At 45.3% G+C, this 25,156-nt stretch carries 25 protein-coding genes; 4 read left to right on the top strand and 21 right to left on the bottom strand.

Features of this window, described 5'->3' with window-relative positions:
* Position 1 precedes the first annotated feature (1 nt).
* From QQL60_RS14970 to flgB, 21 genes are all read right to left on the bottom strand, one after another.
* Positions 2-1,438, bottom strand: coding sequence for a glycosyltransferase family 2 protein (locus tag QQL60_RS14970; RefSeq protein ID WP_284723748.1), 1,437 nt, complete (start codon positions 1,436-1,438; stop codon positions 2-4).
* Positions 1,435-2,613: a methyltransferase domain-containing protein gene (locus tag QQL60_RS14965; protein WP_284723747.1), complete on the bottom strand. Its 1,179-nt coding sequence runs from the start codon at positions 2,611-2,613 to the stop codon at positions 1,435-1,437. The genes QQL60_RS14970 and QQL60_RS14965 overlap by 4 nt, the downstream gene beginning before the upstream one ends.
* The gene (locus QQL60_RS14960) at positions 2,610-3,518 is read right to left on the bottom strand and encodes a hypothetical protein (RefSeq protein ID WP_284723746.1); all 909 of its coding nucleotides are present in this window, start codon (positions 3,516-3,518) and stop codon (positions 2,610-2,612) included. Before QQL60_RS14960 ends, QQL60_RS14965 begins: the two co-directional genes overlap by 4 nt.
* A complete protein-coding gene (locus QQL60_RS14955; protein WP_284723745.1) occupies positions 3,515-4,561 on the bottom strand; it encodes an NAD-dependent epimerase/dehydratase family protein in 1,047 nt (348 codons plus the stop codon). The genes QQL60_RS14960 and QQL60_RS14955 overlap by 4 nt, the downstream gene beginning before the upstream one ends.
* The gene (locus tag QQL60_RS14950) at positions 4,548-5,594 is read right to left on the bottom strand and encodes a class I SAM-dependent methyltransferase (protein WP_284723744.1); all 1,047 of its coding nucleotides are present in this window, start codon (positions 5,592-5,594) and stop codon (positions 4,548-4,550) included. Before QQL60_RS14950 ends, QQL60_RS14955 begins: the two co-directional genes overlap by 14 nt.
* Positions 5,587-7,410, bottom strand: coding sequence for a thiamine pyrophosphate-binding protein (locus QQL60_RS14945; protein WP_284723743.1), 1,824 nt, complete (start codon positions 7,408-7,410; stop codon positions 5,587-5,589). The genes QQL60_RS14950 and QQL60_RS14945 overlap by 8 nt, the downstream gene beginning before the upstream one ends.
* The gene (locus QQL60_RS14940; RefSeq protein ID WP_284723742.1) at positions 7,407-8,927 is read right to left on the bottom strand and encodes an N-acetylneuraminate synthase family protein; all 1,521 of its coding nucleotides are present in this window, start codon (positions 8,925-8,927) and stop codon (positions 7,407-7,409) included. Before QQL60_RS14940 ends, QQL60_RS14945 begins: the two co-directional genes overlap by 4 nt.
* A gap of 3 nt (positions 8,928-8,930) precedes the next feature.
* Positions 8,931-10,577: a lipopolysaccharide biosynthesis protein RfbH gene (gene rfbH, locus QQL60_RS14935; protein WP_284723741.1), complete on the bottom strand. Its 1,647-nt coding sequence runs from the start codon at positions 10,575-10,577 to the stop codon at positions 8,931-8,933.
* The gene (gene rfbG / locus QQL60_RS14930; protein WP_007144598.1) at positions 10,574-11,662 is read right to left on the bottom strand and encodes a CDP-glucose 4,6-dehydratase; all 1,089 of its coding nucleotides are present in this window, start codon (positions 11,660-11,662) and stop codon (positions 10,574-10,576) included. The genes rfbH and rfbG overlap by 4 nt, the downstream gene beginning before the upstream one ends.
* Entirely contained in the window at positions 11,647-12,417 is a 771-nt protein-coding gene (gene rfbF, locus QQL60_RS14925) for a glucose-1-phosphate cytidylyltransferase (RefSeq protein WP_007144597.1), read from the bottom strand. Before rfbF ends, rfbG begins: the two co-directional genes overlap by 16 nt.
* 38 nt (positions 12,418-12,455) lie before the next feature.
* A complete protein-coding gene (gene flgL / locus QQL60_RS14920) occupies positions 12,456-13,361 on the bottom strand; it encodes a flagellar hook-associated protein FlgL (RefSeq protein WP_007144596.1) in 906 nt (301 codons plus the stop codon).
* Positions 13,362-13,370: 9 nt separating this feature from the next.
* The gene (flgK, locus tag QQL60_RS14915; RefSeq protein WP_007144595.1) at positions 13,371-14,807 is read right to left on the bottom strand and encodes a flagellar hook-associated protein FlgK; all 1,437 of its coding nucleotides are present in this window, start codon (positions 14,805-14,807) and stop codon (positions 13,371-13,373) included.
* Positions 14,808-14,834: 27 nt separating this feature from the next.
* On the bottom strand, positions 14,835-15,809 hold the full coding sequence (flgJ, locus tag QQL60_RS14910) for a flagellar assembly peptidoglycan hydrolase FlgJ (protein ID WP_284723740.1): 975 nt from the start codon (positions 15,807-15,809) through the stop codon (positions 14,835-14,837).
* 2 nt (positions 15,810-15,811) lie between these two features.
* On the bottom strand, positions 15,812-16,903 hold the full coding sequence (locus tag QQL60_RS14905) for a flagellar basal body P-ring protein FlgI (RefSeq protein ID WP_007144593.1): 1,092 nt from the start codon (positions 16,901-16,903) through the stop codon (positions 15,812-15,814).
* Between the two features lie 12 nt (positions 16,904-16,915).
* Complete coding sequence (locus tag QQL60_RS14900; protein WP_007144592.1) at positions 16,916-17,623, bottom strand: flagellar basal body L-ring protein FlgH; 708 nt, start codon at positions 17,621-17,623, stop codon at positions 16,916-16,918.
* 132 nt (positions 17,624-17,755) lie between these two features.
* The gene (gene flgG, locus QQL60_RS14895; RefSeq protein WP_007144591.1) at positions 17,756-18,541 is read right to left on the bottom strand and encodes a flagellar basal-body rod protein FlgG; all 786 of its coding nucleotides are present in this window, start codon (positions 18,539-18,541) and stop codon (positions 17,756-17,758) included.
* Positions 18,542-18,588: 47 nt separating this feature from the next.
* Positions 18,589-19,332 carry a flagellar basal-body rod protein FlgF gene (gene flgF / locus QQL60_RS14890; protein WP_007144590.1) on the bottom strand — a complete coding sequence of 248 codons (744 nt, stop codon included), beginning with the start codon at positions 19,330-19,332 and terminating at the stop codon, positions 18,589-18,591.
* A gap of 52 nt (positions 19,333-19,384) precedes the next feature.
* Positions 19,385-20,740 (bottom strand): flagellar hook protein FlgE, encoded by a 1,356-nt coding sequence (gene flgE, locus QQL60_RS14885; RefSeq protein WP_007144589.1) that lies wholly within the window; start codon positions 20,738-20,740, stop codon positions 19,385-19,387.
* Between the two features lie 11 nt (positions 20,741-20,751).
* Entirely contained in the window at positions 20,752-21,429 is a 678-nt protein-coding gene (locus tag QQL60_RS14880) for a flagellar hook assembly protein FlgD (protein WP_007144588.1), read from the bottom strand.
* 13 nt (positions 21,430-21,442) lie between these two features.
* Positions 21,443-21,856, bottom strand: a complete 414-nt coding sequence (gene flgC / locus QQL60_RS14875; protein ID WP_007144587.1) for a flagellar basal body rod protein FlgC — start codon at positions 21,854-21,856, stop codon at positions 21,443-21,445.
* Between the two features lie 5 nt (positions 21,857-21,861).
* Positions 21,862-22,266: a flagellar basal body rod protein FlgB gene (gene flgB, locus QQL60_RS14870; protein ID WP_007144586.1), complete on the bottom strand. Its 405-nt coding sequence runs from the start codon at positions 22,264-22,266 to the stop codon at positions 21,862-21,864.
* A gap of 289 nt (positions 22,267-22,555) precedes the next feature.
* On the opposite strand from flgB, the gene QQL60_RS14865 reads away from it, so the two are divergent.
* Genes QQL60_RS14865 through QQL60_RS14850 form a run of 4 tightly spaced genes read left to right on the top strand, consistent with a single transcriptional unit; the run spans position 22,556 to position 25,156 of the window.
* Positions 22,556-23,089: a GspH/FimT family pseudopilin gene (locus QQL60_RS14865; protein ID WP_007144584.1), complete on the top strand. Its 534-nt coding sequence runs from the start codon at positions 22,556-22,558 to the stop codon at positions 23,087-23,089.
* Complete coding sequence (gene pilV / locus QQL60_RS14860) at positions 23,086-23,547, top strand: type IV pilus modification protein PilV (RefSeq protein WP_007144583.1); 462 nt, start codon at positions 23,086-23,088, stop codon at positions 23,545-23,547. Before QQL60_RS14865 ends, pilV begins: the two co-directional genes overlap by 4 nt.
* Positions 23,544-24,635, top strand: coding sequence for a PilW family protein (locus QQL60_RS14855; protein WP_007144582.1), 1,092 nt, complete (start codon positions 23,544-23,546; stop codon positions 24,633-24,635). Before pilV ends, QQL60_RS14855 begins: the two co-directional genes overlap by 4 nt.
* Positions 24,632-25,156, top strand: coding sequence for a pilus assembly PilX family protein (locus QQL60_RS14850; RefSeq protein ID WP_007144581.1), 525 nt, complete (start codon positions 24,632-24,634; stop codon positions 25,154-25,156). The genes QQL60_RS14855 and QQL60_RS14850 overlap by 4 nt, the downstream gene beginning before the upstream one ends.

The following is a 25,156-nucleotide window of genomic DNA, read 5'->3' as shown; positions in this document are numbered from 1 at the left end:
TTTACTCCTCCGCAAACACCAGTTGTTTCCATGACACAATGACAGGCGGCTTAAAGGCCAACTTATGAATTAACTGTGTCAGTTGTGCTTCCTGATTTTTTTCAGAGCTCAACACCACCTGCTGGATCGGTGAGTCGGGCTGTGACAAATCGTGGATTGGAATAATCGGTACGCCCAGTAATGTTCCCCCCTGACGTGAGACATTGGACTCCAGGCAGGCCACGACCTCAATGCCGGCCCTTTTCAAGTCAATAATGAGCAAGGCGGCGACCAGCGCACTTCCCAGAATAGCGACCTTTTTGGTGGCATCAAGCCCATCAGCAGCACTGCCGCCACCGACCCGTTTCCGGTACCAGGCATAAAAGGCCTGTGTTGCGTTGGTAAATGACTTATCAGGGCTGGGACAATGCTGCGATGACACCGGCGACAGATCATCAACATCATCGCTTATCAGTTGATGCAGGATGAATAGAGGCAGAATGGGATAAAACGCCTCAGCACAGTCGCTAATCTGCCGCGACCAGCTGCGGGCCTGTTTTCGAAGTGACTGTCTTGTTGCCGGATGTAAGGGATAACGCTCGAGCCCCGTCATCTTCTGTTGCAGCCGGAAGCGATCGACATAACTGTCAAACAGCGCATCGTATTGTTGCGCCAGCGGGCTCTTTCGGGCCAGCCTTTTCATCGCTTTATACAAGTAAATGGAAGGCGTGGAGAGGTTAACGTTATTGGTACCCTGATGCAGGTGCAGGCGATAGCGCATCAGCGGTTTGGCGATAAATGCCACCGCATGCTTCACATTGGCTCTGGCCGGAAACAAGGCATCCTCAGCCCCTTCAACCTGTTTGCCACGACGGCTTTTTTTGACTGTTTTGGTATTGAAATAATGCAGCCCTATCTGCCAGGTGAGACTGTAGCGGCGGTCCAGAATGATTGTGCTGGGCACCGGCCAGAGTCTGGAGTACAAAAAGTTGAGCAAATACTCGCCTGGCTGAAAAACCCGGCTATCCGCAAGGGTATGATGATTGGCTCCGATAACTTTATCGTCCCCATCAATCAACGTCACTCCGGTCCAGGCAAGAATGACTTCCGGATGCGTGTCCATAAACTGCATCTGGGTCTCGAGCATGTCCCGCTCCATGATGTCATCATCATGGGTCACAATAATTCGATGCCCTCTGGCCAGGTGGTAAGCCGACATGTAATTAAACTCGACCGAGGAACCGGGCGCATTACGCACGTATCTGATCCTTGTGTCATCCAGTGACAGGATGTACTGAGCCGTATCATCCGGACTGGCGTTATCCAGAACCAAAAACTCGAATTCGCGATAGCTCTGAGCAAGGATGGCTTCGACTGCTTTTTTGAGATAACTACCGCAGCGGTTATAAGTTAGCAGAGCGACCGTGAGGGGAATTTGATCCGTTTTTTTATCGCTCATGGTGTCGAGCTTCTCACCGTGAGAATATCACCGTGCCATTGATATAGCCTGATTAGTTCATCGCGGATTTCATCGGCATAGGTGGTACTGGCAATAAAGACGGTGTTGTCGGTTTTATCCACCAGCCATGCCGGTGCATTGATAGTCTTACCGAGTAAATGTTTGCCCTGCAGATCTGTGTTCTTATCTATAAAACCAAGTATGTCCAGCTCCGCAAGCCGCGTTGTGGCGCATAAACGCCGTGTCAGAGAACCCGCTCCCCATACAATCAGCTTTTCATGGCTGGCAATCAGACTCTCAAACAACTTATCAATATCGCCCAGTCGTGCTGTTGACTGGGCGATATACTGGCTTACGCTATCATAGGTTACGCTGGTTCTGGCCGGAGGGCTCACTGGCTGCTCAGGCCCCGCTTTTCTGGCCATCAGATAGATGTAGTTATTGTTATAAAAATCGTTATAAATGCTTTCACAGCTAAACACCTCAAAGCCGTTTAACTGAAACAGCTCTTCCAGGCTCTGACGACCAAAAAAGTTAATATGCTCAAGTGCAAACTCAAGGAAAGGCTCATCTGACACGATACCGCCAAAAGTGTCAGCATCAGGGACAGCAATAAAGACCCCACCCTTTTCAGACAGGAGGTCACAAATTTTGGCTAGCGCCTGATCCGGCGTAAGCAGGTGCTCCAGCACACCACAAAGACTGATTAAATCAAAACTGCTTGCCGTCTGATAATCAGCAAAAGGCGTCGTAAGCACCTCGATGTCATAATACTCACGCGCCAGGCTGGCGGCTTCCAGACTAGGTTCAATGCCGGTCAGGCGGGTGATACCGTCCTGTTTGAAATAATTGAGAAAATGCCCCATCGAGCTGCCGATATCCAACACCCGAGATTCGCTGTCTAGTGCCTGATGCTGCCTGACAAACTGGTACATGCCGGTATGAATCTTTCTGATCCCCGGGGGCAGCTCAACATGGAGGTGATGGCCTGAAGCGACATAGTAGGCATTCAGGCTGTCCTCTGCTGGCAAAGAATCGGCAAAGATAAACCCGCATTGCCGACACTCAACCACATCATAATGCAGTGATTCATCCATTCCCGGCGAGATAAAAAACTGACGGTGTAAATGCTGTTTATTATCAGCATGACATACGGCGCAGCGACGAGAACTCATTCATTTACCTGCTCTATCTGCAGCCAACGTCCCAAGGGATCGTCACTGGCGATCTGCTGATGATACTGATTTAATTCGATAGCCAGAGGCTGCCCTACCATATAAGTCGAATACTTTATTTCAGGGTAATCAGCTTCCTGACGCTGCAACAACTCGGTCATCTGCTGTGCTGCTTCAATTAATAACTGTCCCTGCGCCGATACTTCCTGCTCAAAACGCTCAAGGGCGGCGTGATAGAGCTGGATGTCATAATCCAGCATCGATCGACAGCTGGCCCTGTTATCCTCAACCATATTAGAAGTCTCTGATGGTGACACATTACATTTAACTGGAATCACTTCCTTCCAGCCCAAGCGTTTGGCCATTAATAATAAAGACAACTCACTTTGCTCAGTAATACCGATGAACTCACTTTGACGGACCCGACTCAATGCCAGATGGAAATCGGTCAACGTGACATCGCGGGTGAAAAACGTGCCACTGAGAAAGTGCGTCATATTGTTATGGTAATAACACAAGCTTTTTGCTTTCTCGATTCGGCCTGCCAGATCCAGCTCAGGGGCAGATAGAATATGGTGAAAACCATGTGACGGGTGTCGCCTACTGTGTTCGATATCTGACAAAGTCCTTGCCACCGGTTCACGCAAGAAAAAGAAATAGCGTTGACCAGACAGGCCCAGATAATCATGCACACCGTAGGGCATATGCCCCTGTATCAACTTGAGCTGTTGCCGTTGCAGCCTTGTTGTTGCCATGCACTGATTAAAAATTTCCGGCTGCGAGCCATACAGACTCAATAACTCCAGACTGTCATAGTTGGCATTGATTAAGGTGCGGATCGTACTACCACCCGTTTTGGGGAGATGCAGAAAAAATGCCGTGTCCGCCTGTGTGCTTGCTTTCATAATGTTGAATAGTACCGGTACATTTTTGCAAAACCCATCTTGGGCGAGGTGATGCATTCCCAACCCAGACCTTTTATTTTCTCGATATTGAAATACCCCGAACTGCGTAATGCCGGATTGGATATAGCCTGTACCGGTAATCGCACGCTGATCGGATGCGTGCTAATCTCACACAATAATTGTGCCAGCTCAGCAATTGTTATTTGGCTGTCAGCGCCAATGTTATAGGCTTCTCCCGAATCACCACTCAATAAAATACGCAATAACCCCTCTACCATATCGCTGATATAACAGAAAGGCCTGGCATCACTGGGGGAGCCTTTTACACATATATCTCTTCCAGCCAACGCATCAGCCATGAAGTCAGTAAACACCCTGCCATCATTAAGTTCAAGACCGGGACCATAAGTATGGGAAACACGGGCTATGCGGATATCTAGGTCATACTGACGATGATAAGCCATGCAAATCGCCTCACCGGCTCTTTTCCCCTCACTATAACAAGCCCGCTCATCAAGAGGATCAACGATGCCGTAATCCTGCTCACTAAATACTTCTTGTTCACTCTGACCGTATATCGCACCACTACTGAGATATAAAAATCGTGCCCGATGGCTGCGGGCTATTTCCAGTAACAACAAAGTACCCAGAGTATTGGTACTAATAGTGTCAGCAGGCTGTTTCAGATAAAGATGAGGGCTAGCTTCACTAGCACAGTGAATAATGTAGTCAACTGAATTTTCATATCTTAAAGCTTTACTCTCTGTTAGATCGCCGACTAACAAATCGATGTCGGCTCTACCTCTGAGGTGAGGGAAACGCTCAGAAAATCGCTCAGGGTCTCGAACCAGAGCAGTAATTTGAATATTATTTTCAGGTTCTTTCTCATTCAGAAAACTGAATAATTCCAGCAAATAACCGCCAATGAATCCAGTCGCACCGGTAATCAGCAAATGCCTGTCCTTGAATTCCGTCCATGATAAAGACTGACTTGCGATCCAGATCAAATCGTCTTCGATCTGTGGATGTCTAGTCCTCGCCATAGAACTCACTCAAAGTCACAATGCATCCCCTGTCGACGCCCATTGATATCAAATCCTGCAGAATTTCGTCCTCAAAATGAAGAGAGGCAATCAAAATGGGATAGATCCTATCTTCCTCAGGATTGAACTCTTGCACGGTATGACCATCAATAACACTACCTTGCCTCAGGCCGGCTCCATCGCGAAGCCCGGCTACGGGAATAAATCTCATGAGAGGATGAACACAATTAACAAAATCACCACCGATGCCATATATCAATACCGGCTGAGGGAAAAGCTGCTGACATCGATGCCGAAGTGTGACCTGTCTCTGTTCTTCAGTAACACATGGGCAGGCTAGCAAACGAATACTATCTCGATAAAGCGACGACTCGAAATGTCCTGTTGAAACAGTGGTTATCGCCATACCCAGCCGGGTCATTAGAATGACTAGTGATCCCACGCTGAATTGATGAAGGTGTTCTGGATGCCGATCGATAGCTAATAATGGATTACCGGACGCATTCGGCACCTCCACCAGCAGTTTTCCATTGGGTTTAAGCAGCGTTTTCCAGGCAATTATTGCTGACGACACGGCATCAATGTGTTCAAGAACATGAAAAGCAAGAACCAAATCGTATTGATGCGCCTGCTCAATATCACTAATGTCACGATAGACCTTGTCCAATCGTTGCTGTGCAACTTTAGCATCCTGGGAAGGTTCCACAGCTTCATACTGAAGCGTATATTGCCTCTTTATGCTGGCGCCGAGCCCTCCTTCAGCGCAACCAACTTCTAGCACTTTGCAATCATCGAACAGCAAATTGCTCAATGTGAGCAGACGGCCACTGAGTTTTCTTTTAAAGTCAGACGATTGCTCCTGATTTCGGCGTGATAACTGGGCATAATTAACAATATGCTCAGTGGTTTGTTTTTGCCAAATATGCTGGCAATGGCTGCAGCGATAAAAAACATCACAGGATGTTAAAGCTGTTTGTTTACAGCAGGGACATTGGTCATCCGGCTGCACTTTATCAACGCGCGATTCAGTCATGCTCTCTATCCACCTGTCTGGAAGCTTCCGACAATGGTACTCGCATTTCTTGCTCCAGCATTTCCAAAGACAGTAACGGCGACATATCTTCCAGTGGCATCGATATCATCGAGCCATTTGGCTGGGGAATAGCTGATACTTTTGGCCATAAAGCTTCGTCTTTGATAATCGTGACATCACAAAGAATCGGGCCTGGATGATTCAATACATATTGGATTTTTTCATCGAGTTCACTGGCATCCTCAATACGAATAGCATCAAGGCCAATCGCTTCCGCGAGTTTGACTAAATCCGGAATCAATAAGCCCGCTTCTTGTCCTGTAGCAACATATCGAGCGTCAAAATAATTGCGCTGAGTATTTCGAATGGAGGCATAACCATTATTGTTCATCACAAACATTCGAATAGGCAGGTTAAGTGACTTCAAGGTACTTAATTCTTGCAGATTGAGCTGCAAGCTTCCGTCACCTTCTACCGAGACAACGGGCTTTCTGCCTGACGCGAGACAACCACCAATAGCAGCGGGCAAACCATAGCCCATCGAACCTAAACCAGAGGTAAGAAAAATTCGTTGGCCGGGTTTATTCACAAAGGTAGAGTAGAAGACTTCCACCGCCAGCCCTGAGCTACCGGTAATAATCAGCTCATTGGCTTTAGTAAAAGCAGATAAACGATCGATGAAATGATAATGACTAATTTCACCTTGCTCTGGAAATATTTCACCATCACAGCGTGGATAGCGTTGTTTCCAATCGGCTATTTTATTAATCCAATCCGAATAGTCAGTTTTAAGCTCAGGCAGTTCAGTATTAAGTTGTTCAATAAAAGTTTTGGCATTGCCCTGAATCAATCTTGCTTTTGGCAACTGATGTTTTTTTAATTCAGACGCATCAATATCGACAATCACTTTGTCGGCATATTGAGCAAAATTTTGCGGATTGTGGGCGGTGACCACATTATCCAGACGGGCACCAATACTAATTAGCAAATCACAATTCTGGGCGGCAAAGTTTGCCGGTCTGAGTGCCACGGAACCTGGACGGCCGGCACATAATGGATGTTCATAAGGAATCAGATCCAGTGAATTCCAGGTGGTTAATACCGGAATACCGGTTTTTTCGTAGAGCTGTTTGAATACGTCGGCGGCACCTGACAGACGGATACCGTGTCCTGCTAGAATAATAGGACGCTGTGCCTGCTGAATGAGTTGGATAACTTCATCCAGCTCAAGTGAACAGTCTGATTCGGAATCAGTATTCGATTCATCCCGAGCTAGCTTTTCTGGCTCAATTAAACTGGCTTGCACATCTAATGGCACATCCAGCCAGACAGGGCCTTTTCGTCCTGTCATCGCCTCATGTAAAGCCTTATCAAGATAAAGGCCAATGTTATCAGGCTCATCAACCGTTACTGCGTATTTAGTAACGGGCTTAACCATCGATACGATGTCGACTTCCTGAGGCCCCATTTGACGCACGCCGCTATCAGCTTTCATATCGGCCCGCTTCACCTGACCTGAGATTATCAACAACGGCACAGACTCAATCCAGGCACCCGCTACGGCAGTTAAAGCATTGGTCGCACCTGGTCCCGTTGTGACAAGCGCCACGCCGAGTGTTTCATTCACACGAGAGTAGGCTTCAGCCGCTATCGCTGCGGCTTGTTCGTGGTGAGCCGGTATAAAGTTAATATCAGGATTTTGTCCGAGCGCGTCCACCAAATGCATGGCCCCACCACCGGGCAATAAAAAAACCTCTTTAACGCCTAATTCGGCAACTCGGGCAAAAATATAATCAGCAACGCGTTGTTGGCTCATGCCCACTCCGTAGTTAGCCAGTCAGCACGAAAGATCAGATTAGTTTTGCGGCGACTGTTTTGGTTAATGGTTTTATCATCGTAATAAGAATCATCGGTAAAGTGTGTCGTCGACAATTCTTCAAATATCGCCCCGGTTTCACTACTGAAAGCATGTTTAACTCCGCGTTCAACAGTTACCATCTCACCCGCTTTAATCGTTTTTAATTCATCACCTAGTTGCAGCTGCATTTCACCCGCCAGCACATTAAAGGTTTCTTCTTTTTTGTGATGGGCATGCACCGGATGATTTTGTCCAGGCAGTAATACCAAAATCTTTTTACAATACTCACGATTGACCACATCAATAATAGTCGCGCCCGTTTCTTCAAATTTTTCAATGCCATAATGATGTGATAGCTGACAGTTCACACCGTCAGCAATGGCAATGCCGGCTCCACGTAATAAAGCACATACTTTAGATAATGAAGCGGAAACCATGTCACGTGTATCGGTGATTTCAAGCTTTTCCAATAACAACGGCTCATTAGCTTTAACAGCTGTTTTTAACTCAAACTGTTTGTACTTAGATAAATCATTGGCTAATAGTTGACCAGGTTGGCTTGGAATCGCTAGATAAAAATCTTCTGTTTGTAAGGCTTTCCCGGCAGCGAGATCCTTTTTGGCAAATACAGCACGTCGTAGTGAATTGAGGGTGTTTAATTCTGTCTCGGTGACGGCAACACGTTCCCCCTCAAGGCCAAGCATGGCATAGGCTTCTTGAGCTGAGAGTAACCATTGTCTAACTTGTTCAGGGTTCGCCGAGTAAGCATTGAGTTCACCTACCCCAACATGCTTTTCGAACAATTGTGCCCCCATCGCCACCGCCATTTTGACCGCTTCGGTTTCATTAGGATCTTCATGAGTTGAGTAACCTACAGCCACCTCAGGGAAACGTTGTTTTAATAAGGCAATTTGACCTAATTGTAAATTTTGTCGTGGCGTTGGATATTCACCAACACAATGCATCACCGCTAATTGTTTATGGCGATGCAGGAAAAACTGCACGACATTTTCAATCTCTTCCATCGTGGCACCTGCAGTCGACATCACCAATGGCAATGATGACTGGGCAATACGCTCTAATAGCGGCCAGTCTGTCAGAGAGCAGGACGCGATCTTTAATATGTCAAAACCATGCTGTTCAATCCAGTTGACAGAGTCTTCATCAAAAGGCGTACACATGGAAATAAAACCCGCATCATCAATCGCTTGTTTTAGTTCTAGTAACTGGGTTTCATCCAGTTCCGTATCACGAAACCGTTTAACATATTTAATGTCTTGTCTATCGCGATAATCGGGATGAATAAAGGTTTTCAGGTTACGGTACTGCAGTTTAAAGGCAAACTGGAAAGGGAAACCATCACACACTTGTTTCATCTGCTGAATGACTTGTTTGCCATGGGCTATATCACCTTGGTGATTGTTGGCCATTTCCAGCACGAATAACTTTTGATACATGGATGTTTTGTCAGTCATTGCTCACACTTTGAAATAAGATTGGATGGTATCAATCATGTAATCAATCATCTCATCAGACAATCCAGGAAAAACGCCGAGCCATAATGAATCATTCATTACCTGGTCGGTCACCATTAATTCTCCGACAATTCGATAGCTTTGTTGTTCGAAATAGGGCTGTTTGATGAGATTACCGCCAAATACTAATCGATTGGCGATCTTATGTTGTTCAAGATACTGAATAAAGTCAGCTCGATTACTCTGCTTTAAGGTAATAGCGAAACCAAACCACGACGGATCAGCATTGTTCTCTGCTTCAGGCAGTAGCAAATAATCCTGTAGCGAAGATAAGCCTGCGTAAAGACGTTGGAAGTTGGCTTTTCTTTTTTCAATAAACCCGGTGACTTTAGCTAACTGTGACAAACCCACAGCCGCCTGCATATCAGTGATTTTTAAGTTATAACCAAGGTGAGAATAGGTATATTTATGGTCATAACCACAAGGCAACTGCCCTAGTTGATAGCTAAAGCGCTTTTTGCAGGTATTGTCCTGGCCCGGCTCACAAAAACAGTCTCTGCCCCAGTCACGAAATGACTCCAGAATCAATTTCAGTTGGCCATTATTGGTATAGACCGCACCACCTTCTCCCATCGTTATATGATGAGCCGGATAAAAACTCAACGTCGCAATATCACCAAAGGTGCCTACATGACGAGGCTCATCTAACGCAATTGCTTGTCCACGATAATCAGTCAGTTCAGTATCTGGTGAATAGGTGGTACCTAAAGCATCGCAACAATCTTCGATTAACCACAGATTATGTTCGCGAGCAAAAGCTACAACGGCATCAATATTGAAAGTATTGCCTAAGGTGTGCGCCATCATAATGGCTCGTGTTTTATCTGATAACGCTGCCTCAAGCTGACTGACATCGATATTGTAGGAAGGCAGAGTAATATCAACAAAAACAGGCACTAAACCATTTTGTAAAATGGGATTCACCGTAGTCGGGAAACCTGCCGCCACAGTAATCACTTCATCGCCTTTTTGTAATGCTTTATCACCTAACTTAGGTGAAGTCAGTGCAGTTAATGCCAACAAGTTGGCTGATGAACCTGAGTTCACTGTCAGCACATGTTTGACACCAATAAATTCAGCAAGCGCTTTTTCAAACTGGGCATTAAACCGACCGGTAGTCAGCCAGCCATCCAATGAGGCATCAACCAGATGCTCGATATCATCAGAATCCATAACCTTGCCAGACACTGGAACAGTACTGCTTCCAGGCAGAAAGTCTTTGTGCAGAAATTTCGTTTGACTGTAACGTTTTACCTGGCGTTGCACCAAAGCCCGCAAAAGTCTTTCGAGATTTAATGTTGAAATTTTGCCCTGATAGCTAGCCACATCAAGTGAACCGGCAAATAGTGGAAAGCGTAAGTCCACATATTGCGCTGAACCATTAACACTGTCATCGTCAAAAACAAATATATCAAGGTCTGAGACATCATCGTTGAATGCCAGTATTTCATAACATTCAATAATGGCATTTTCTATAGCCACCACAACACATAACGTCGGTGACATTCCCGTTTTATTAACGACACAAATATCGCCACTAGTTAAGGCGATCGATGAGGATTCAGTGTGAGGTGTATGTAATGGATTCATGCTTTGAATAACTGAGGATTGGCTGCCTGAACAAATTGCTGAATCTGTTGCAAACTGAATTCACGCATCTCTTTTCCGGAATAAAAGGCATCATACCAGTCAAACGTTTTTGATAAAGCGTCATCGATTCGCCAGACAGGTTGCCATCCCAGTTTTTGTCGTGCTTTAGAACAATCCAGCATGAGTATATTGGCTTCATGATGTTCATTCTGTGACGGACTATACCATTCAAAGCTGGACCACTTTTTCTGTGCTTGTTCAACAAGATAATGGACCGGTTTAATATCTTCCTGTACCGGACCAAAGTTCCAGGCTTCTGCCACATCGACGCCGCTTTCACACAACTGCTGTGCCAATTGCAGATACCCTGATAATGGCTCTAAAACATGTTGCCAAGGACGAATCGCGGCGGGATGCCGGATTTCTAATGGCTGTGTGTTTTGTTTTGCCTTAATCAAATCTGGCAATAATCGATAGTCAGACCAGTCACCACCGCCAATGACATTACCTGCACGTGCCGTTGCAATGGCCGTTTTATTATCGGCAAAAAAGGATTTACGGTATGAATCCGTGACCAGCTCTGCACAGCCTTTACTATTACTGTATGGATCATGCCCACCCAGTCGGTCGTTTTCACGATAAGGCCATGACCACTCATAATTTTCGTAACATTTATCAGAGGTGACGATCACCACAGCTTTCACAGAAGGACAATGTCGTACTGCGTCCAGCACATTAACTGTGCCCATCACATTCGTCTGATAGGTATTTACGGGATCATCATAGGAAGGTTTAACCAATGATTGTGCAGCCAGATGAAAGACAATGTCTGGCTGTAATGTCTTGATGGTCACAGATAAAGTAGCCAGATCACTGATATCGGCAACTATCGAATCCAACTCGTCATCTAGAGCAAGTGAGTCATACATGGAAGGATTTGTCGCCGGAGCTAAAGCATAACCCGTGACGTTAGCCCCCAGTTCATTTAACCATAGACTGAGCCAACTTCCTTTAAACCCAGTATGCCCGGTAACCAGAACAGATTTTCCTTGCCAGAAAGAGGGATCAATCACCAGACTTTCCATGGTGCCTGACCTGACTGCCAGAGTTGTTCAAGGTGTTGCTTATCACGAAGCGTATCCATGGGTTGCCAGAAGCCTTCGTGGCGAAAAACACGTAGCTGTTGCTCTGCGACCAATTTTTCCAGTGGACGCCCCTCCCAACTAGTTCGATCATCACTAATGTAATCAATCACTTTGGGCGATAACACAAAAAAACCACCACTGACCATCCCATTGTCACCTTTCGGTTTTTCCTGAAAGTTCACTACCCGATCATCATGTATATCCAATGCACCAAATTTTGCTTGAGGATAGGCTGCTGTGACTGTAGCCAAGTTTCCATGTTGTTGATGGAACTGTATGCTCGCCGTAATATCAATGTTGCCAACTCCATCACCATAAGTCAGACAGAAGGCGTCTTCATCTTTTACATAGTCAGCAACCCGACGGATACGACCACCTGTCATACTATCATCACCGGTGTCGACCAACGTCACTTTCCAGGGTTCAGCATGGGCTTCATGTACATGCATTTTATTATTTTGCATATCAAAGGTGACGTCCGACATATGCAAAAAGTAATTCGCAAAATACTCTTTAATCAAATAGCCCTTGTAACCGCAACAGATAATAAAATCATTCACACCATGATGTGAATAGATTTTCATAATATGCCAGAGAATAGGCTTTCCACCTATTTCTATCATTGGTTTTGGCTTATTTATAGACTCTTCGCTAATACGAGTACCTAAGCCACCAGCCAGAATCACTGCCTTCATATTTTATAACTGATAATAGTTAGAGTTATGTCAGTGTTTCATAAAAAGTTAAACAGGGACAGCCCTTGCACTTTGACATAGGCTTGTTGAGCCGCTTGCAAGCCTGTCGTTTGCGAGTTTAAACGTGAAATCGCTTCCGCATAATCCAAGTCTTTTAATTTAGTCAGACTCGTTTCAAGGCTGGTCAGACTGTCTTCATTAATGCTGCGTTGCTGGTCAATAGAATTGATTCGAGCACCAACAGCGGTTCTTGCTGTAGTTAATGAATCAATGGCTGTCGACATATTATCTAAGAATTCACCATTATTAGGTGCTGTACCGATAGTATTAGCTTTTAGCGCGGTTGAAAATTCATCGATCGTCTGAAAAATAGCTTGTGTTGAACTATCAGCATTAGTGATAACAAATAGCTCATCTCCGGGAAAAGTTGCTTCGACTGAGTAATCACTTCCTACACGCATACTGCGTTGACCGCTATCGCCACCATAGGCAAATGTTGTGGTATCGAATGCTTGTGTGAAAGATTGATAACCAGAAAATAAAAACTCGCCGTTAGCATCGGTCGTGTTCGCCAGACTGACCAACGATTTATTCAACTCATCAATTTCTTCCGCAATACCTGTTCTGGCATTAGCATCATTGGTATCGTTCAGCGCCTGAACTGCGAGTTCGCGAATCCGTTGAACAATATCCGTCGCACTGGTTAAGGCATTTTCAGCCGCATTGAGCTTATTGTTCGCCACATCCGCATTCGCCTGATACTGCTCATTAATGCTGACTTCACGCTCGTAATTGAGTGACTTTACCGCGGCTACCGGGTCATCAGAAGGCCTTAGAATTCGCTGGCCGGTGGAGACTTGTAACTGCGTATCGGCCAGCTGTTTCTGCTGGGCAAGCATCGTGTCCACACTTTGCTGTTGAATATAGGATGTCGAAATTCTCATGATAATCTCCTAAACAGCATTAATCAGCGAATCAAAAATCGTGTTGGACACGATAATAATCTGAGAAGCCGCCTGATAGGCTTGCTGAAATTTGATGAGCTGTGCGGCTTCTTCATCCAGATTAACCCCACCAACCGCATCAAAGCGCTGTTCTGTTTGTTGTAACAACGCAAGTTGTGTTTCCTGACTGGCTTCCGCTTGCTGTGTACGTGTGGCCACATCTGAAACCAACACGGCATACCCTTCTGATAGCGAACGAGTCACCCCAGGCGCGATAGTTACTAATGTTTTATCTGTCTCCAGGTTAGCCAAAGCTAATGCGTTTTCATTATTACCTGAGCCAGAAATATTCACGGTGCCTGTTGCCGCATCAAACTTTGATGAGGCGGCAATGGCACGAGGATCGCTTATTGCCACTGAAATAGTGGCGGCGGTAATATTTGCCGGGTCAAAGAAGTCTCCGCCATCATTACCATCTAAATCAACCGATCCCTGCCCACCATTGGCAATATTGGTTGTATTGTTATGGACAGCATTAAAACCTTCCACCACCGCTTGAGCCAACACATCAAGTTCAGCTCTGACATCATCGATAATCGTGTCACGAAACTCCAAAGCCCCGCCTAAGGTGCCACCTGATAACTGACTAGTGATATTAGTACTGCTATCGCCATAGCCAATGCCTAATCTTGGTGGGGTCGTGGAGGTATCGGTCACCGTAGTCAGAGTCATACTTTTCGTACCAGCGACTAAGGCTTGCCCATTACCAATCAAAATATTTGTTGTACCATTCGACTGTTCGATCACGTTCACTGAGACGATCTCTGAAAGATCCGTAATCAGTTTGTCACGCTTATCCATCAGATCGTTTGGCGTACCACCAGCACCACTAGCAGCAGTGATCGCAGCATTTAGCTCGGCAATACTTTTCGATAAATTATTGATGTCATCTACAGCAACAGTAATATCGTAATCCACTTGCTCATCCAGCTGAGTCAGCTGCGAATCCATGGTATTAAAACGATTCGCTAGCAACTCACCACGAGTCAGCATTAATTGTCTGGCAGCAATCGATGTCGGATCGTTTGCTACCTCATTCACCGCATTGAAGAATTGACTGATACCTGTACTCAAGCCCAAGTCTTCTGAGCCGAGCAGATCATCCACCTGTTGAGAATAACTGAGATAGCTTCTCTGGGCGGCTTCCTGTGCTGTATAAGTTCTGACCTGACTCGCGAGAAAAGTGTCATATACACGTTCGACGGACGTTATCTGAACACCCGTACCAAAATAGATATCCCCTTTATAATCAGGTGTACGTGTCGCTTGGTCAGCACGCTGGCGTGTGTAACCCTCAGTATTAACATTACTAATGTTATGACTGGTCGTCGATAAATTACCTTGGGCCGTTAATAATGCCGATGTCCCAATCCCTAGCAGACTCATGGCATGCTCCTTAACTCGTCAGCGTGATTATGCATGGTTTGACTCCAGCGAAATTCGTGCCAGAATGTCACTATTCATAATACGTTTAATTTTGTCGGAATAATTAGGGTCGGTTGCAAAGCCGGCTTTTTGCAATTGTTCAACAAAGGCATCAGCATTACCCGTGTGTTTTAATGCATCACGGTAGCGAGGCTGAGTTTGCAGAAACTCAATATAGTCATTGAAACTATCCTGATATGACTCATAAGAGCGGAACTGAGACGCTTCGTTATAAGCCTTACCATCACGATATTCGAGTGCCACTTTACTGACACTATCACCAGTCCAACTTTTACCAGCCTTGATATTGAACAGATTGAAACTTGTTTCTCCAGCCTTATCTTTGAGAACATACTTGCCCCAGCCTGTTTCTAAAGCGGCTTGAGATAAAATTACCTCAGGTGCAACACCAATTTTATCTGCAGCCTGTTGTGCATAAGGCCAGAGTGTTTTTACAAAATCTTGAGGTGAGTCAAAGACTACGGCACCAATATCTTTCAATTCTGTTGTCGAATCTGTGTCGATGTTTTCAGCGTGAATATCACGTATCTGCTTTAACATCAGCTCGTTTACTTTTTTAGCAAGAGCAGGTCTTATCGTTACTGTGTCGTAACTATAGCTCTGGCCCGTTTTGGCTGGCTGAGCTGACTGGAGCTGATAACTCCCCAACTGTTGGATAATTGCTTGCTGTAGTCCGAGCCCACCACGCATAGACAAATCAGAAGCCAGTTGTTGGTCAGCCATATCCTGATACATTTTGCTTTGGGATGAGTCAAATACCCCGTCACCTAGACTTGCCTGACGCATCGACTTCAGCATCATATTGATAAATAGTGACTCAAACTGACCGGCAACCTGCTTCAACGTTTGCTGACTATCCACCTCTTTTACCGCTTGTTCGCGTAGTTGGTTCAGGCCGTGAAAGTCAACTGCTGACCGGGCAATATTAGACTCATAAGCCATCGCTAAATAACCACTAAGTCAGCCTTAAGTGCGCCGGCCTGTTTCAATGCTTCGAGGATAGCCACTAAATCACCAGGCGCCGCACCGACCTGATTAACCGCACGTACAATTTCATCGAGCGACACCCCAGGATTAAAGACAAACATCCGGCTATTTTCTTCCGTAATATTAATATTATAGTTAGGCGTTACAACCGTCTGTCCTTGCGAAAAAGGTTCTGGCTGACTGACTTCTGGGTTAGCCGAGATAGTGACCGATAAATTACCATGCGTCACTGCAGCAGGGCTCACCCGCACATGCTGCCCAATCACAATCGTGCCACTACGTGAGTTGACCACAACTCTGGCGGGTGCTTCACCTGGATTCAACTCTAAATTCTCGATTAAGGACATAAATGGAACACGCTGGTTAGGATCGCGCGGCGCGTTCACTTTGACCGAAGATGCATCCATCGAAAACGCCGTATTTTTGCCTAATGTATGGTTAATGGCATCACTTAATCGACTGGCCGTAGTGAAATCGGGACTGTGTAGATTAAGAATAATAGAATCCCCAACATTCAATGCATTTCTAACGGCTCGCTCAACCGTCGCGCCATTGGGTACCCGCCCGGCACTGGGAATATTGACCGTTAACCTTGAGCCATCAGCAGCATCAGCGCCAAAACCGCCGACAATTAAATTGCCTTGTGCCATGGCATAAATTTGTCCATCAGCCCCTTTTAATGGCGTCATTAATAAACTGCCACCGCGAAGACTCTTGGCATCACCCAATGAGGAAACAGTAATATCAATGGTTTGACCGGGCTTAACAAACGGCGGTAAATCGGCATGTACAGACACGGCCGCCACGTTTTTACTTTTAGGGTCAGTGCCCGGTGGGATATTAATCCCCATTTCCACTAACATGTTTCTTAGGCTTTGTCCGGTGAACTTTGTCTTATCGCCCGTGCCATTGAGACCCACCACCAATCCATAACCAATTAATTGGTTACTACGCACGCCAGCAATGGAGGCCAGATCTTTAACCCGTTCGGCGCAGGCAAGGCCTGAACTCACTAATAATGCGAATGCAATAAATACTCTGAACTTCATAACTTTTACCCTTTAAAAAGGCATCAATGCGCTAACAAAGAATCGACTTAACCAGCCCATCACATTGGCATCATTAGTCGGGCCATCCCCCACATAAGAAATCTGAGCATCGGCAATGCGAATAGACGAAATAGAATTATCTGCCTCGATATCTCTTGGACTAATCATCCCTGACAAACGTATGTATTCATTACCTTGATTTATGGTAATCACTCGCTCACCTCGAATGACCATGTTGCCATTGGGTAATACTTCAACCACCGACACACTAATATTGCCGGTCAACTTATTATTCTGATCACTATCGCCGGCACCTTTAAATTTACTGGTTGAATTTACGCCAAAGGCTAAATTGTTGTCTTTTGTATTAGCTAACGGTAGTTGGCCGGGGAGATTAAATTGTGGTGTTGTTCCAAACAGCGTTGGATTATCAATGGAATTATTATTCGACTTATCGACCGTTGTTTCTGTCTCTTTCTCAGCGTCAGTTTTTTCTTCTAGTTTGACTGTCAAAATATCGCCTACCCGTCTCGCACGATAATCCTCAAATAGTGAAATATTATTGCGTGCGTCAAAAATGGCACCGTCATAATTATCTTGCGGCTCAATCGGAGCTGGACGTACCGCAGCAAAGGCTGGGTCTCGTTTAACCTCATTGTTGTAGCAGCCGGTTAACATTGCCACAGCAATAAACACTAAAAATGGGGCAATTGTCTTCATTTTGACACTCCGAAAAAATACGTACTTCACCTAGAAAGTGAAGCAGAGTTCATGCCAAAAAAATGAAAAACCAAGAAGGTGAAAAAGAAAAGGGCTACTTGGTGGGGGACAACAAGTAGCCCGAAGCTATGACTAAAGGTTCTGACTGGCGTACTGCAGCATTTGATCAGATGTAGAAATGGCTTTTGAATTCATTTCATACGCACGCTGAGTTTCAATCATATTGATCAGCTCTGTTACTACATTAACATTCGATGTTTCCAGCGCTCCGCCAACGGTCTGACCAAACCCATCCAACCCAGGTGTACCGGTAATCGGGGTGCCACTTGCTCCGGTTTCCTGAAACAAATTTTCACCTATTGGTTGCAAACCCGTCGGATTCACAAAGTCGGCTAACTCAATATTGCCGACAATCGTTGGGGTCGCCGTACCAGGCTGAGTCACACTTACCGTACCATCAGACCCTACCGTAATACTTTGTGCATCTGCTGGAATCGTAATAGCTGGCTCTAAGGGGTTACCATTCGACATCACAACCTGACCATCAGAGTTAAGTTGAAACGTACCATCACGTGTATAAGACAGCGTTCCATCTGGCATTAAAATCTGAAAAAAGCCTCGGCCATTAATGGCAATGTCCAATGCTTGTTCAGTTTGGATAATATTACCTTGAGTATGTAATTTTTCCGTCGCAACCGTTCTGACACCTGTACCAATCATCAAGCCTGATGGCAGTTGTGTACTTGTTGAAGATTGTGCCCCTGGCTGTCTTATTGTTTGATATAACAAATCTTCAAACACCGCTCGGTCTTGTTTAAACCCGGTTGTATTAACGTTAGCCAGATTATTGGAAATAACTGACATACGTGTTTGCTGGGCATCTAGGCCAGTTTTGGCAATCCACAAAGCCTGATTCATAATCGTCTCCTGAAGTCTTATGCAATCGTCGTGTTAACGCTAATTGCTTAAGTACTTATCTGCATTAAACGTGCCGATGCTGCACTATTTTCTTGTGTTGTATCCATCATTTTGACTTGCATTTCATACTGTCGCTGCAACTCGATCATATTAACCAGAGCACCTACCGCATTGACATTACTGCCCTCTAAAGTACCGGAGGCAACTGTGACCGTCGCATCTAAAGGTGCTTCAGAACCATCCTGCATCCGCATAAGGCCATCTGAATCCTTAAACACTTGTTGCAAATCTGGTTTGACTAATTTAATCCGGTCTAATACGGCAAGTGCATTTGCCGCTTCGCCTATAGGGCGGATAGAAATCGTTCCATCACTGCCGACATCGATTGTCTGGGCTGGGGGAATAGCTATCGGTCCCCCCTCCCCCATCACGGCAAGTCCGGTACCTGTAACCAATTGTCCCGCTTCCGTCACATGAAGATCACCAGCACGCGTGTAACCCTCACGACCATCTTTACCCTGAACAGCAATAAAGCCTTCACCTTGAACAGAAATATCCAGATCACGTCCAGTAGATTGAATAGACCCTGTTTGATAATCGGTTTGTGGTCGCTCCAGCATTGAATAAACACGGCTAGGTAAACCTTCGCCAAATACCGGCATACTTCTAAACTGTTCAAAGTCCGCCCGAAAACCAGTGGTATTCACATTTGCCAAATTATTGGCGTTAGCTGCTTGGGCCAACATGGTCTGTTGAGCCCCGTTCATGGCGATATATAAGCTACGGTCCATTATTTCTGCCCTCAATGCGCTGCCAGAGACAGCGCACTTTTAAAGAAAAACGTTATCGCAGGTTGATAATGGTCTGAGTAATGGCATTATTTGTCTCGATCGCTTTTGAGTTAGCCTGGAAGTTACGTTGTGCAGTAATCAGTCCCACTAGCTCAGCCGTCAAATCAACATTGGATGTTTCTAATGCACCCGCCTGAATTTGACCAAAACTACCTGTTGCAGCTTCTCCTGCAATGACCGGGCCAGAATCTGTGGTTTCTTTCCAGGCAGTACTACCAATTTTGTTCAGCGCCTGAGGATTAGCAAAGTTGCCCATAGCAATTTTTCCAATAGGAATGGCTTGCCCATTACTGTAGTTGGCTCTGATCAGGCCTTCTTCACTCACATCCACCCCAGTCAGACGACCAGTTGGGAAACCATTAACAGTGAGAGCACCCACATTAAAACTGCCAGAGTTCTGGGTTGAACCGTTAAGCGATAATGTAATTGTTTGCGTTTCGGCACCACTCATCCACTCAGTCGCCCCACCATCAGTGAAGGTGAGAGCAATGGGATCAATACCTGCAGTACTTGGATCAGCATCAACCTGATTCAATGTGCCATCAGCATTAAAACTAATACGGGCATCCGTTTCTAGAGCATAGGGAACCCCATCCGTACCACCTTTGACTTCACCACCATCAACGTAAACAGCCATTTGCCATTGGTTATCACCCACAGGGACACCGCCATCTAATGCCGCCTCATCGATATGCTGGTAATAGGTAGTCACGATATGTTCATTACCGAGCGAATCATAAATTGTTGCTGAGGTTGTATAACTGTAGGTTGTATCGTCGGTTGGGTCGATGGCCAAAATCCCCCCAGTACCACTATCAATAATCCCATCAGATGTAGAGGGTAAATTGGTGGCGATTTTCAACTCTGTAGTCGCTTCAGGTGCACCAACAGATGCCGGTAATTGAATAGGCGATGTCGCATTCATACTGGTTGCTGAAATGTTACCTTGCTCATCCACAGGGAAAGTTCTTAGATACCAACCTTCATTTGAGACAATATATCCATCTTTATCAACACCGAACTCACCTGCCCGAGTGTAAATAACCTCACCACTGTCGAGTTCGGGAGCTAAGGCAAAAAAGCCTTGTCCACTTATCGCCAAATCTAACGAATTGTCCGTGAACTCAAGATTGCCTTGGTTAAACTGCTGAGCCACATTTTGTAATACAGCACCACTACCAATGGCTGTTTGATTGGTTGATCCAAAGGCTGAAACGGCAAAAACGTCACCAAACTCTGCACGAGACATCTTAAAGCCGGTCGTGTTGACGTTAGCAATATTGTTTGATTTGACGTTTAGATCGGCTGTTGCCGCATTCAAACCACTTAAAGCTGTGCTAAATGACATAAGATATTCTCCTAAAGAATTTCAACAACTTCACTAAATGACGCCGAACCAATTCCGGCCAGATTCACTATCAATCCATCGGTCGAACTAATTGAAACACTCGACACTTGAGCTAAAACACCAGTAGCAAAAGCTGTATTCGAGCCATCAACCGTACCCGAGGCTTTGAATTGATAAACACCTTCCGGCATAGCTTCACCGTTATCATCAAAACCATCCCAGGTGAAATCGGTATAACCTGAGGCTGAGCCCATGTCGATGGTACGTACCACAACACCCGCCTCGTCATAAATTTTCACTTTCAAATCTGTAACAGGATCGGCAACATTTATCCGACCGGATAAACCATCTGTTGCCGTTAAGTTACCTATTGATGAAGGGATTAGCACTGTTCGCCCAACTAGCGATGATCCCTGCAATGCCTGATTAGATTGCATCGAATTGGCAAAAGTAGAAAAAGAATCCTGCAAGTCAGATAAGCCTGTTACCTGAGCAAAAGACGCTATTTGCCCAAGAAAATCACCATTTTCCATGGGATTCATCGGGTCCTGATACTTTAACTGCGTTGTCATCAGGGACATAAAATCTTCCATCCCCAGTGTGCCAGCATCTTTATTTTTTTCTTCTGTTGAACTAGTCGAGTTCAAGAATGCATACGGGTTGTTATCGTTAATTCCGCTCACAGCCATCTCTCACCCCTCCTTATTGCCCTAACTGTAATGTTCTTAACAGCAATTGTTTTGAGGTATTCGCGATTTCAACGTTGTTTTGATAGGAACGTGACGCGGACATCATATTTGCCATTTCGGTAATCGGATCCACATTTGAGTGGAAAATATAGCCATCTTCATTTGCCATTGGGTGGCTCGGGTTATATTCCTGCCTGACAGGAGCCTGACTTTCGACAATGCCCTGAACTTGAACAGCGCCCTGCTTATAACCTTCTTGAGCATTATCCAACACGGTTGCAAACACAGGTTGTCTGGCTTTATACGTCTGATTAATGCTACTGCTGACACTATCGACGTTGGCGAGATTACTTGCCGTTGTATTCAGACGTAGAGACTGAGCACTCATACCGCTTCCGGCAATATCAAAAATATTAAATAACGACATAGTGCCTATTCTCCTTTCAGTGCCCGTGTCAGCGAGTTGAACTTACCACCCAAAAATTGCAGGCTGGCCTGATACTGAACAGCATTCTGCATAAATTGTGCCTGCTCCACTTCTTCATCGACACTATTGCCATCTAAAGAATCCTGTGTTGCTACCCGGTATTGAATCGGTCCCATCAAACCATTAGATTCCGGGTTTGTGGAATAGTGTTTTTGATTAGTCGTGTTTAATTGACCAGGCGCTGACCCCGTCATCGCATTATTCAAAGCTTCCCTAAAATCAATATCTTGGGCTTTATAATTAGGCGTATCGGCATTGGCCATATTGGTGGCAAGTAGCTCAGCACGCTGTGAACGCACGCGTAATGCATCAGCATGAATTCCAATTGCACTATCAAAATTAATCGGCATTTATACGCCTCCATCCTCATTTACAATTGTCATTCAGCATTTAACGTGCCAACTAAACTAACTGTATGAATTGCCGATAAGTCACCATGAGTTCGGCAATGTAGTGGTCGAAATTAGCGGCAAAGATTTCCCCCTATTGCCGCCTTGTTGTTACACTAAAAACGACGATATGACTGATATTCACAGTTTTTTTTCAAATATGAGACAAGCCCCACAAAGTCTATTGATTGAAACTTGACTGAGAAAATAAATAAGGCTAAAACCGATCCCATGGAGAGGGCTGAATAAAGTGGTAAAAGACAAATTTAATCAAGGATTTACTCTAGTTGAATTGATGGTAACTCTCGCGGTCGCCGCCATCATATTAGCTATTGCTGCGCCGAGTTTTTCACAGATGATTCGAGACCACCGCCTTATCACCACAGCAAATGACTTTATGGGCACTATGCAACTGGCACGCAGCGAAGCCATCAGAAGAGGCATTCAAGTCACCATGCTACCTATTACGAATGGTGACTGGAGTAGTGGCTGGAATGTATTTACTGACTGGGATGCTGATGAGTCGCTTGGAGATGTTGGGGCCGTTTGTGCAGAGAATCAAGACTGCTTTCTTTCCCAACAAAATGCCTTGGACAATGTTACGTCAGTCACTGCCGGAAATACAGGCAGTGGATTTCGGTTTATGCCGACAGGTGAAATTCTATCCACACTAGGTTTCCCAAATGGCAATATCACTTTTTGCTCGACAGGCAGCAATGAAAGAATTATTACCGTGAACCAGTCAGGTAGTAGCAGAATTTCTATCGGGAATGTTTGCCCATGATGAGACGTCAACAAACCGGCTTTACCTTACTGGAAGTTATGGTGGCAGTATTTGTCTTAGCTATAGGTTTACTTGGTATGGCACATTTACAAGTCACCACCCTCAAGGCCAACTCAACCGCAGGCCTCAAAACCCAAGCTAATATTCTTGCTGGCAGCATACTAGAGCGCATGAAAGCCAATACCACGGCAGCCTATGCAAAAAACTATGACATCCTTTTTAATGGGGCAACGCCAGCTGGCAATAGTGTTTCTGATACGGATGTTCGAGAATGGCGAGCGGCTTTAGCAGCCTATCTTCCTGCAGGTGAAGGACAAATTGTGTGTGGCAACTTTCTTGTGAACCAGCCCTTCATTTGTACGATCACGGTGAGATGGTCAGATATTCAAATTGGTGATGAGAATACTAATTATGGTGACTATGCGACCTCGACAATGGTTCTGGAAAGTGCGATATGAATAAAGAAAAAGGGTTTTCTCTCGTCGAATTGATGGTGGCACTCGTCATAGGCCTTTTACTGATTGCTGGGGTAATAGAGTTATTCGTTAGTACGCGTCAAACCTATCGTGTACAAGATATGAAAGCGCGCATGCAAGAAGATGGACGCTATGCAATTCATCACATTTCATCGCTTTTAGACCGCGCCGGTTACGTCGGTTGTAACTCTATCCCTACAGGGAATAGAGGGGCTACAGGAAGAAATTCAGGGGGTACAGGTAGAAGCCTAGTCAATAATCTGAACACGGCAAATAATTATTTCTGGGACATAGGTGGTGCCCCAGTCTTAGGCCACGAAGCAGATAACAACGGTGGCTGGTCTCCCGCATTACCTGCTGGAATCAATCAAGCGATAGCAGGTAGTGATGTATTTACCTTACGTACAGTGAGCAATGTCTTTATTGAAGTGAGTCATTTCGATAGCAGTTTAGGCCCCTCTGCTCCGGTTAAAATTCCACAGGATAATCCTCTGGATGACTGCGATCCGGCGACAGAAGCAAAGCCTGGTGAGTGTGCTAACATCGTGATTGCTTCTGACTGCAATAATAGCGTGATTTTTCAGGTGACCAATGATCCCTCAGTAGACGGCAATCTTCAACATGAAACAGGTATCGGTACACCTGGAAATAGTAGAGTTGACTTGGGACTATCTGGCCTAAGTCAGGGCTGGTTAAATACCATCACTACACATACTTTTTTTATTCGAAATGGCCCCAGTAATTACCCTTCTCTTTATCAGATGGTGCTGGGAAAAAATCCAGATGTACTTATCGAAGGTGTCGAACAGATGCAGGTGGAGTATGGTGTCGATACCAGCAATAACGGTAGTGTAGACCAATATGTCAAAGCAAATGCAGTGGCTGACTGGGAGCAGATTATCAGTGTTCGCATATCCTTAGTCATGATCAATATTGACCCTCAACAAAATGATAATGTGGCATTAGGGGATGGCACCTATACCCTCGAGGGCAATGTCATCACCCCAGATGACGGCAGGTTGAGGCAAGTCTTTACCAAAACAATAACGCTCAGGAACCGTATATTATGAAAACTCAACAATCAGGTGCGGCCTTGATTGTCAGTCTCATTATGCTGTTATTGCTGACCATGATAGGAATCTTTGCCATGCGTACAGGTGTCATGGAAGAAAAAATGGCATCTAATCAAATTGACAGAGATATAGCGTTTAAAGCAGCTGAAGTGGCGTTACGAGCTGGTGAAGGTACCGTCTTAAACTGGGTTAATCTGCCAATTTGTTCCGATACTGGTGCCCCCGGGTGTTGGACCAAACAATCAATGGATCCTGTCGGCACAGATGCGACCCCTTGGTGGCTTCAACGTAACGCCGCCTGGTGGACTGCAAATGGCACAGCCGCCACCCAACCACAAGGTGCTGTCAGCCCACCACGTTATGTCATTGAAGAAATTATAAAACCCGGAAATAGTAACGGTAATAAGCCTCGAGACCAGCAACAAGGTGGTGCTAAGTTCTACCGCGTTACTGCCCGCGGTGTGGGTGGCTCAGTGCAATCCGTGGTCCTTTTACAGTCTGTCGTTCGTATGAGGTAA

Source organism: Methylophaga thalassica, assembly GCF_030159795.1.
In the GTDB taxonomy this organism is placed as follows: domain Bacteria; phylum Pseudomonadota; class Gammaproteobacteria; order Nitrosococcales; family Methylophagaceae; genus Methylophaga; species Methylophaga thalassica.
Note: the sequence above shows the minus strand (reverse complement) of the source record. Positions and strands in the feature narration are given on the sequence as shown.

Coding starts and splice junctions, on each gene's coding strand:
- QQL60_RS14970 (WP_284723748.1), bottom strand. CDS start 1,438: ATGAGCGATAAAAAAACGGATCAAATTCCCCTCACGGTCGCTCTGCTA.
- QQL60_RS14965 (WP_284723747.1), bottom strand. CDS start 2,613: ATGAGTTCTCGTCGCTGCGCCGTATGTCATGCTGATAATAAACAGCAT.
- QQL60_RS14960 (WP_284723746.1), bottom strand. CDS start 3,518: ATGAAAGCAAGCACACAGGCGGACACGGCATTTTTTCTGCATCTCCCC.
- QQL60_RS14955 (WP_284723745.1), bottom strand. CDS start 4,561: ATGGCGAGGACTAGACATCCACAGATCGAAGACGATTTGATCTGGATC.
- QQL60_RS14950 (WP_284723744.1), bottom strand. CDS start 5,594: ATGACTGAATCGCGCGTTGATAAAGTGCAGCCGGATGACCAATGTCCC.
- QQL60_RS14945 (WP_284723743.1), bottom strand. CDS start 7,410: ATGAGCCAACAACGCGTTGCTGATTATATTTTTGCCCGAGTTGCCGAA.
- QQL60_RS14940 (WP_284723742.1), bottom strand. CDS start 8,927: ATGACTGACAAAACATCCATGTATCAAAAGTTATTCGTGCTGGAAATG.
- rfbH (WP_284723741.1), bottom strand. CDS start 10,577: ATGAATCCATTACATACACCTCACACTGAATCCTCATCGATCGCCTTA.
- rfbG (WP_007144598.1), bottom strand. CDS start 11,662: ATGGAAAGTCTGGTGATTGATCCCTCTTTCTGGCAAGGAAAATCTGTT.
- rfbF (WP_007144597.1), bottom strand. CDS start 12,417: ATGAAGGCAGTGATTCTGGCTGGTGGCTTAGGTACTCGTATTAGCGAA.
- flgL (WP_007144596.1), bottom strand. CDS start 13,361: ATGAGAATTTCGACATCCTATATTCAACAGCAAAGTGTGGACACGATG.
- flgK (WP_007144595.1), bottom strand. CDS start 14,807: ATGAGTCTGCTAGGGATTGGGACATCGGCATTATTAACGGCCCAAGGT.
- flgJ (WP_284723740.1), bottom strand. CDS start 15,809: ATGGCTTATGAGTCTAATATTGCCCGGTCAGCAGTTGACTTTCACGGC.
- QQL60_RS14905 (WP_007144593.1), bottom strand. CDS start 16,903: ATGAAGTTCAGAGTATTTATTGCATTCGCATTATTAGTGAGTTCAGGC.
- QQL60_RS14900 (WP_007144592.1), bottom strand. CDS start 17,623: ATGAAGACAATTGCCCCATTTTTAGTGTTTATTGCTGTGGCAATGTTA.
- flgG (WP_007144591.1), bottom strand. CDS start 18,541: ATGAATCAGGCTTTGTGGATTGCCAAAACTGGCCTAGATGCCCAGCAA.
- flgF (WP_007144590.1), bottom strand. CDS start 19,332: ATGGACCGTAGCTTATATATCGCCATGAACGGGGCTCAACAGACCATG.
- flgE (WP_007144589.1), bottom strand. CDS start 20,740: ATGTCATTTAGCACAGCTTTAAGTGGTTTGAATGCGGCAACAGCCGAT.
- QQL60_RS14880 (WP_007144588.1), bottom strand. CDS start 21,429: ATGGCTGTGAGCGGAATTAACGATAACAACCCGTATGCATTCTTGAAC.
- flgC (WP_007144587.1), bottom strand. CDS start 21,856: ATGTCGTTATTTAATATTTTTGATATTGCCGGAAGCGGTATGAGTGCT.
- flgB (WP_007144586.1), bottom strand. CDS start 22,266: ATGCCGATTAATTTTGATAGTGCAATTGGAATTCATGCTGATGCATTA.
- pilV (WP_007144583.1), top strand. CDS start 23,086: ATGATGAGACGTCAACAAACCGGCTTTACCTTACTGGAAGTTATGGTG.
- QQL60_RS14855 (WP_007144582.1), top strand. CDS start 23,544: ATGAATAAAGAAAAAGGGTTTTCTCTCGTCGAATTGATGGTGGCACTC.
- QQL60_RS14850 (WP_007144581.1), top strand. CDS start 24,632: ATGAAAACTCAACAATCAGGTGCGGCCTTGATTGTCAGTCTCATTATG.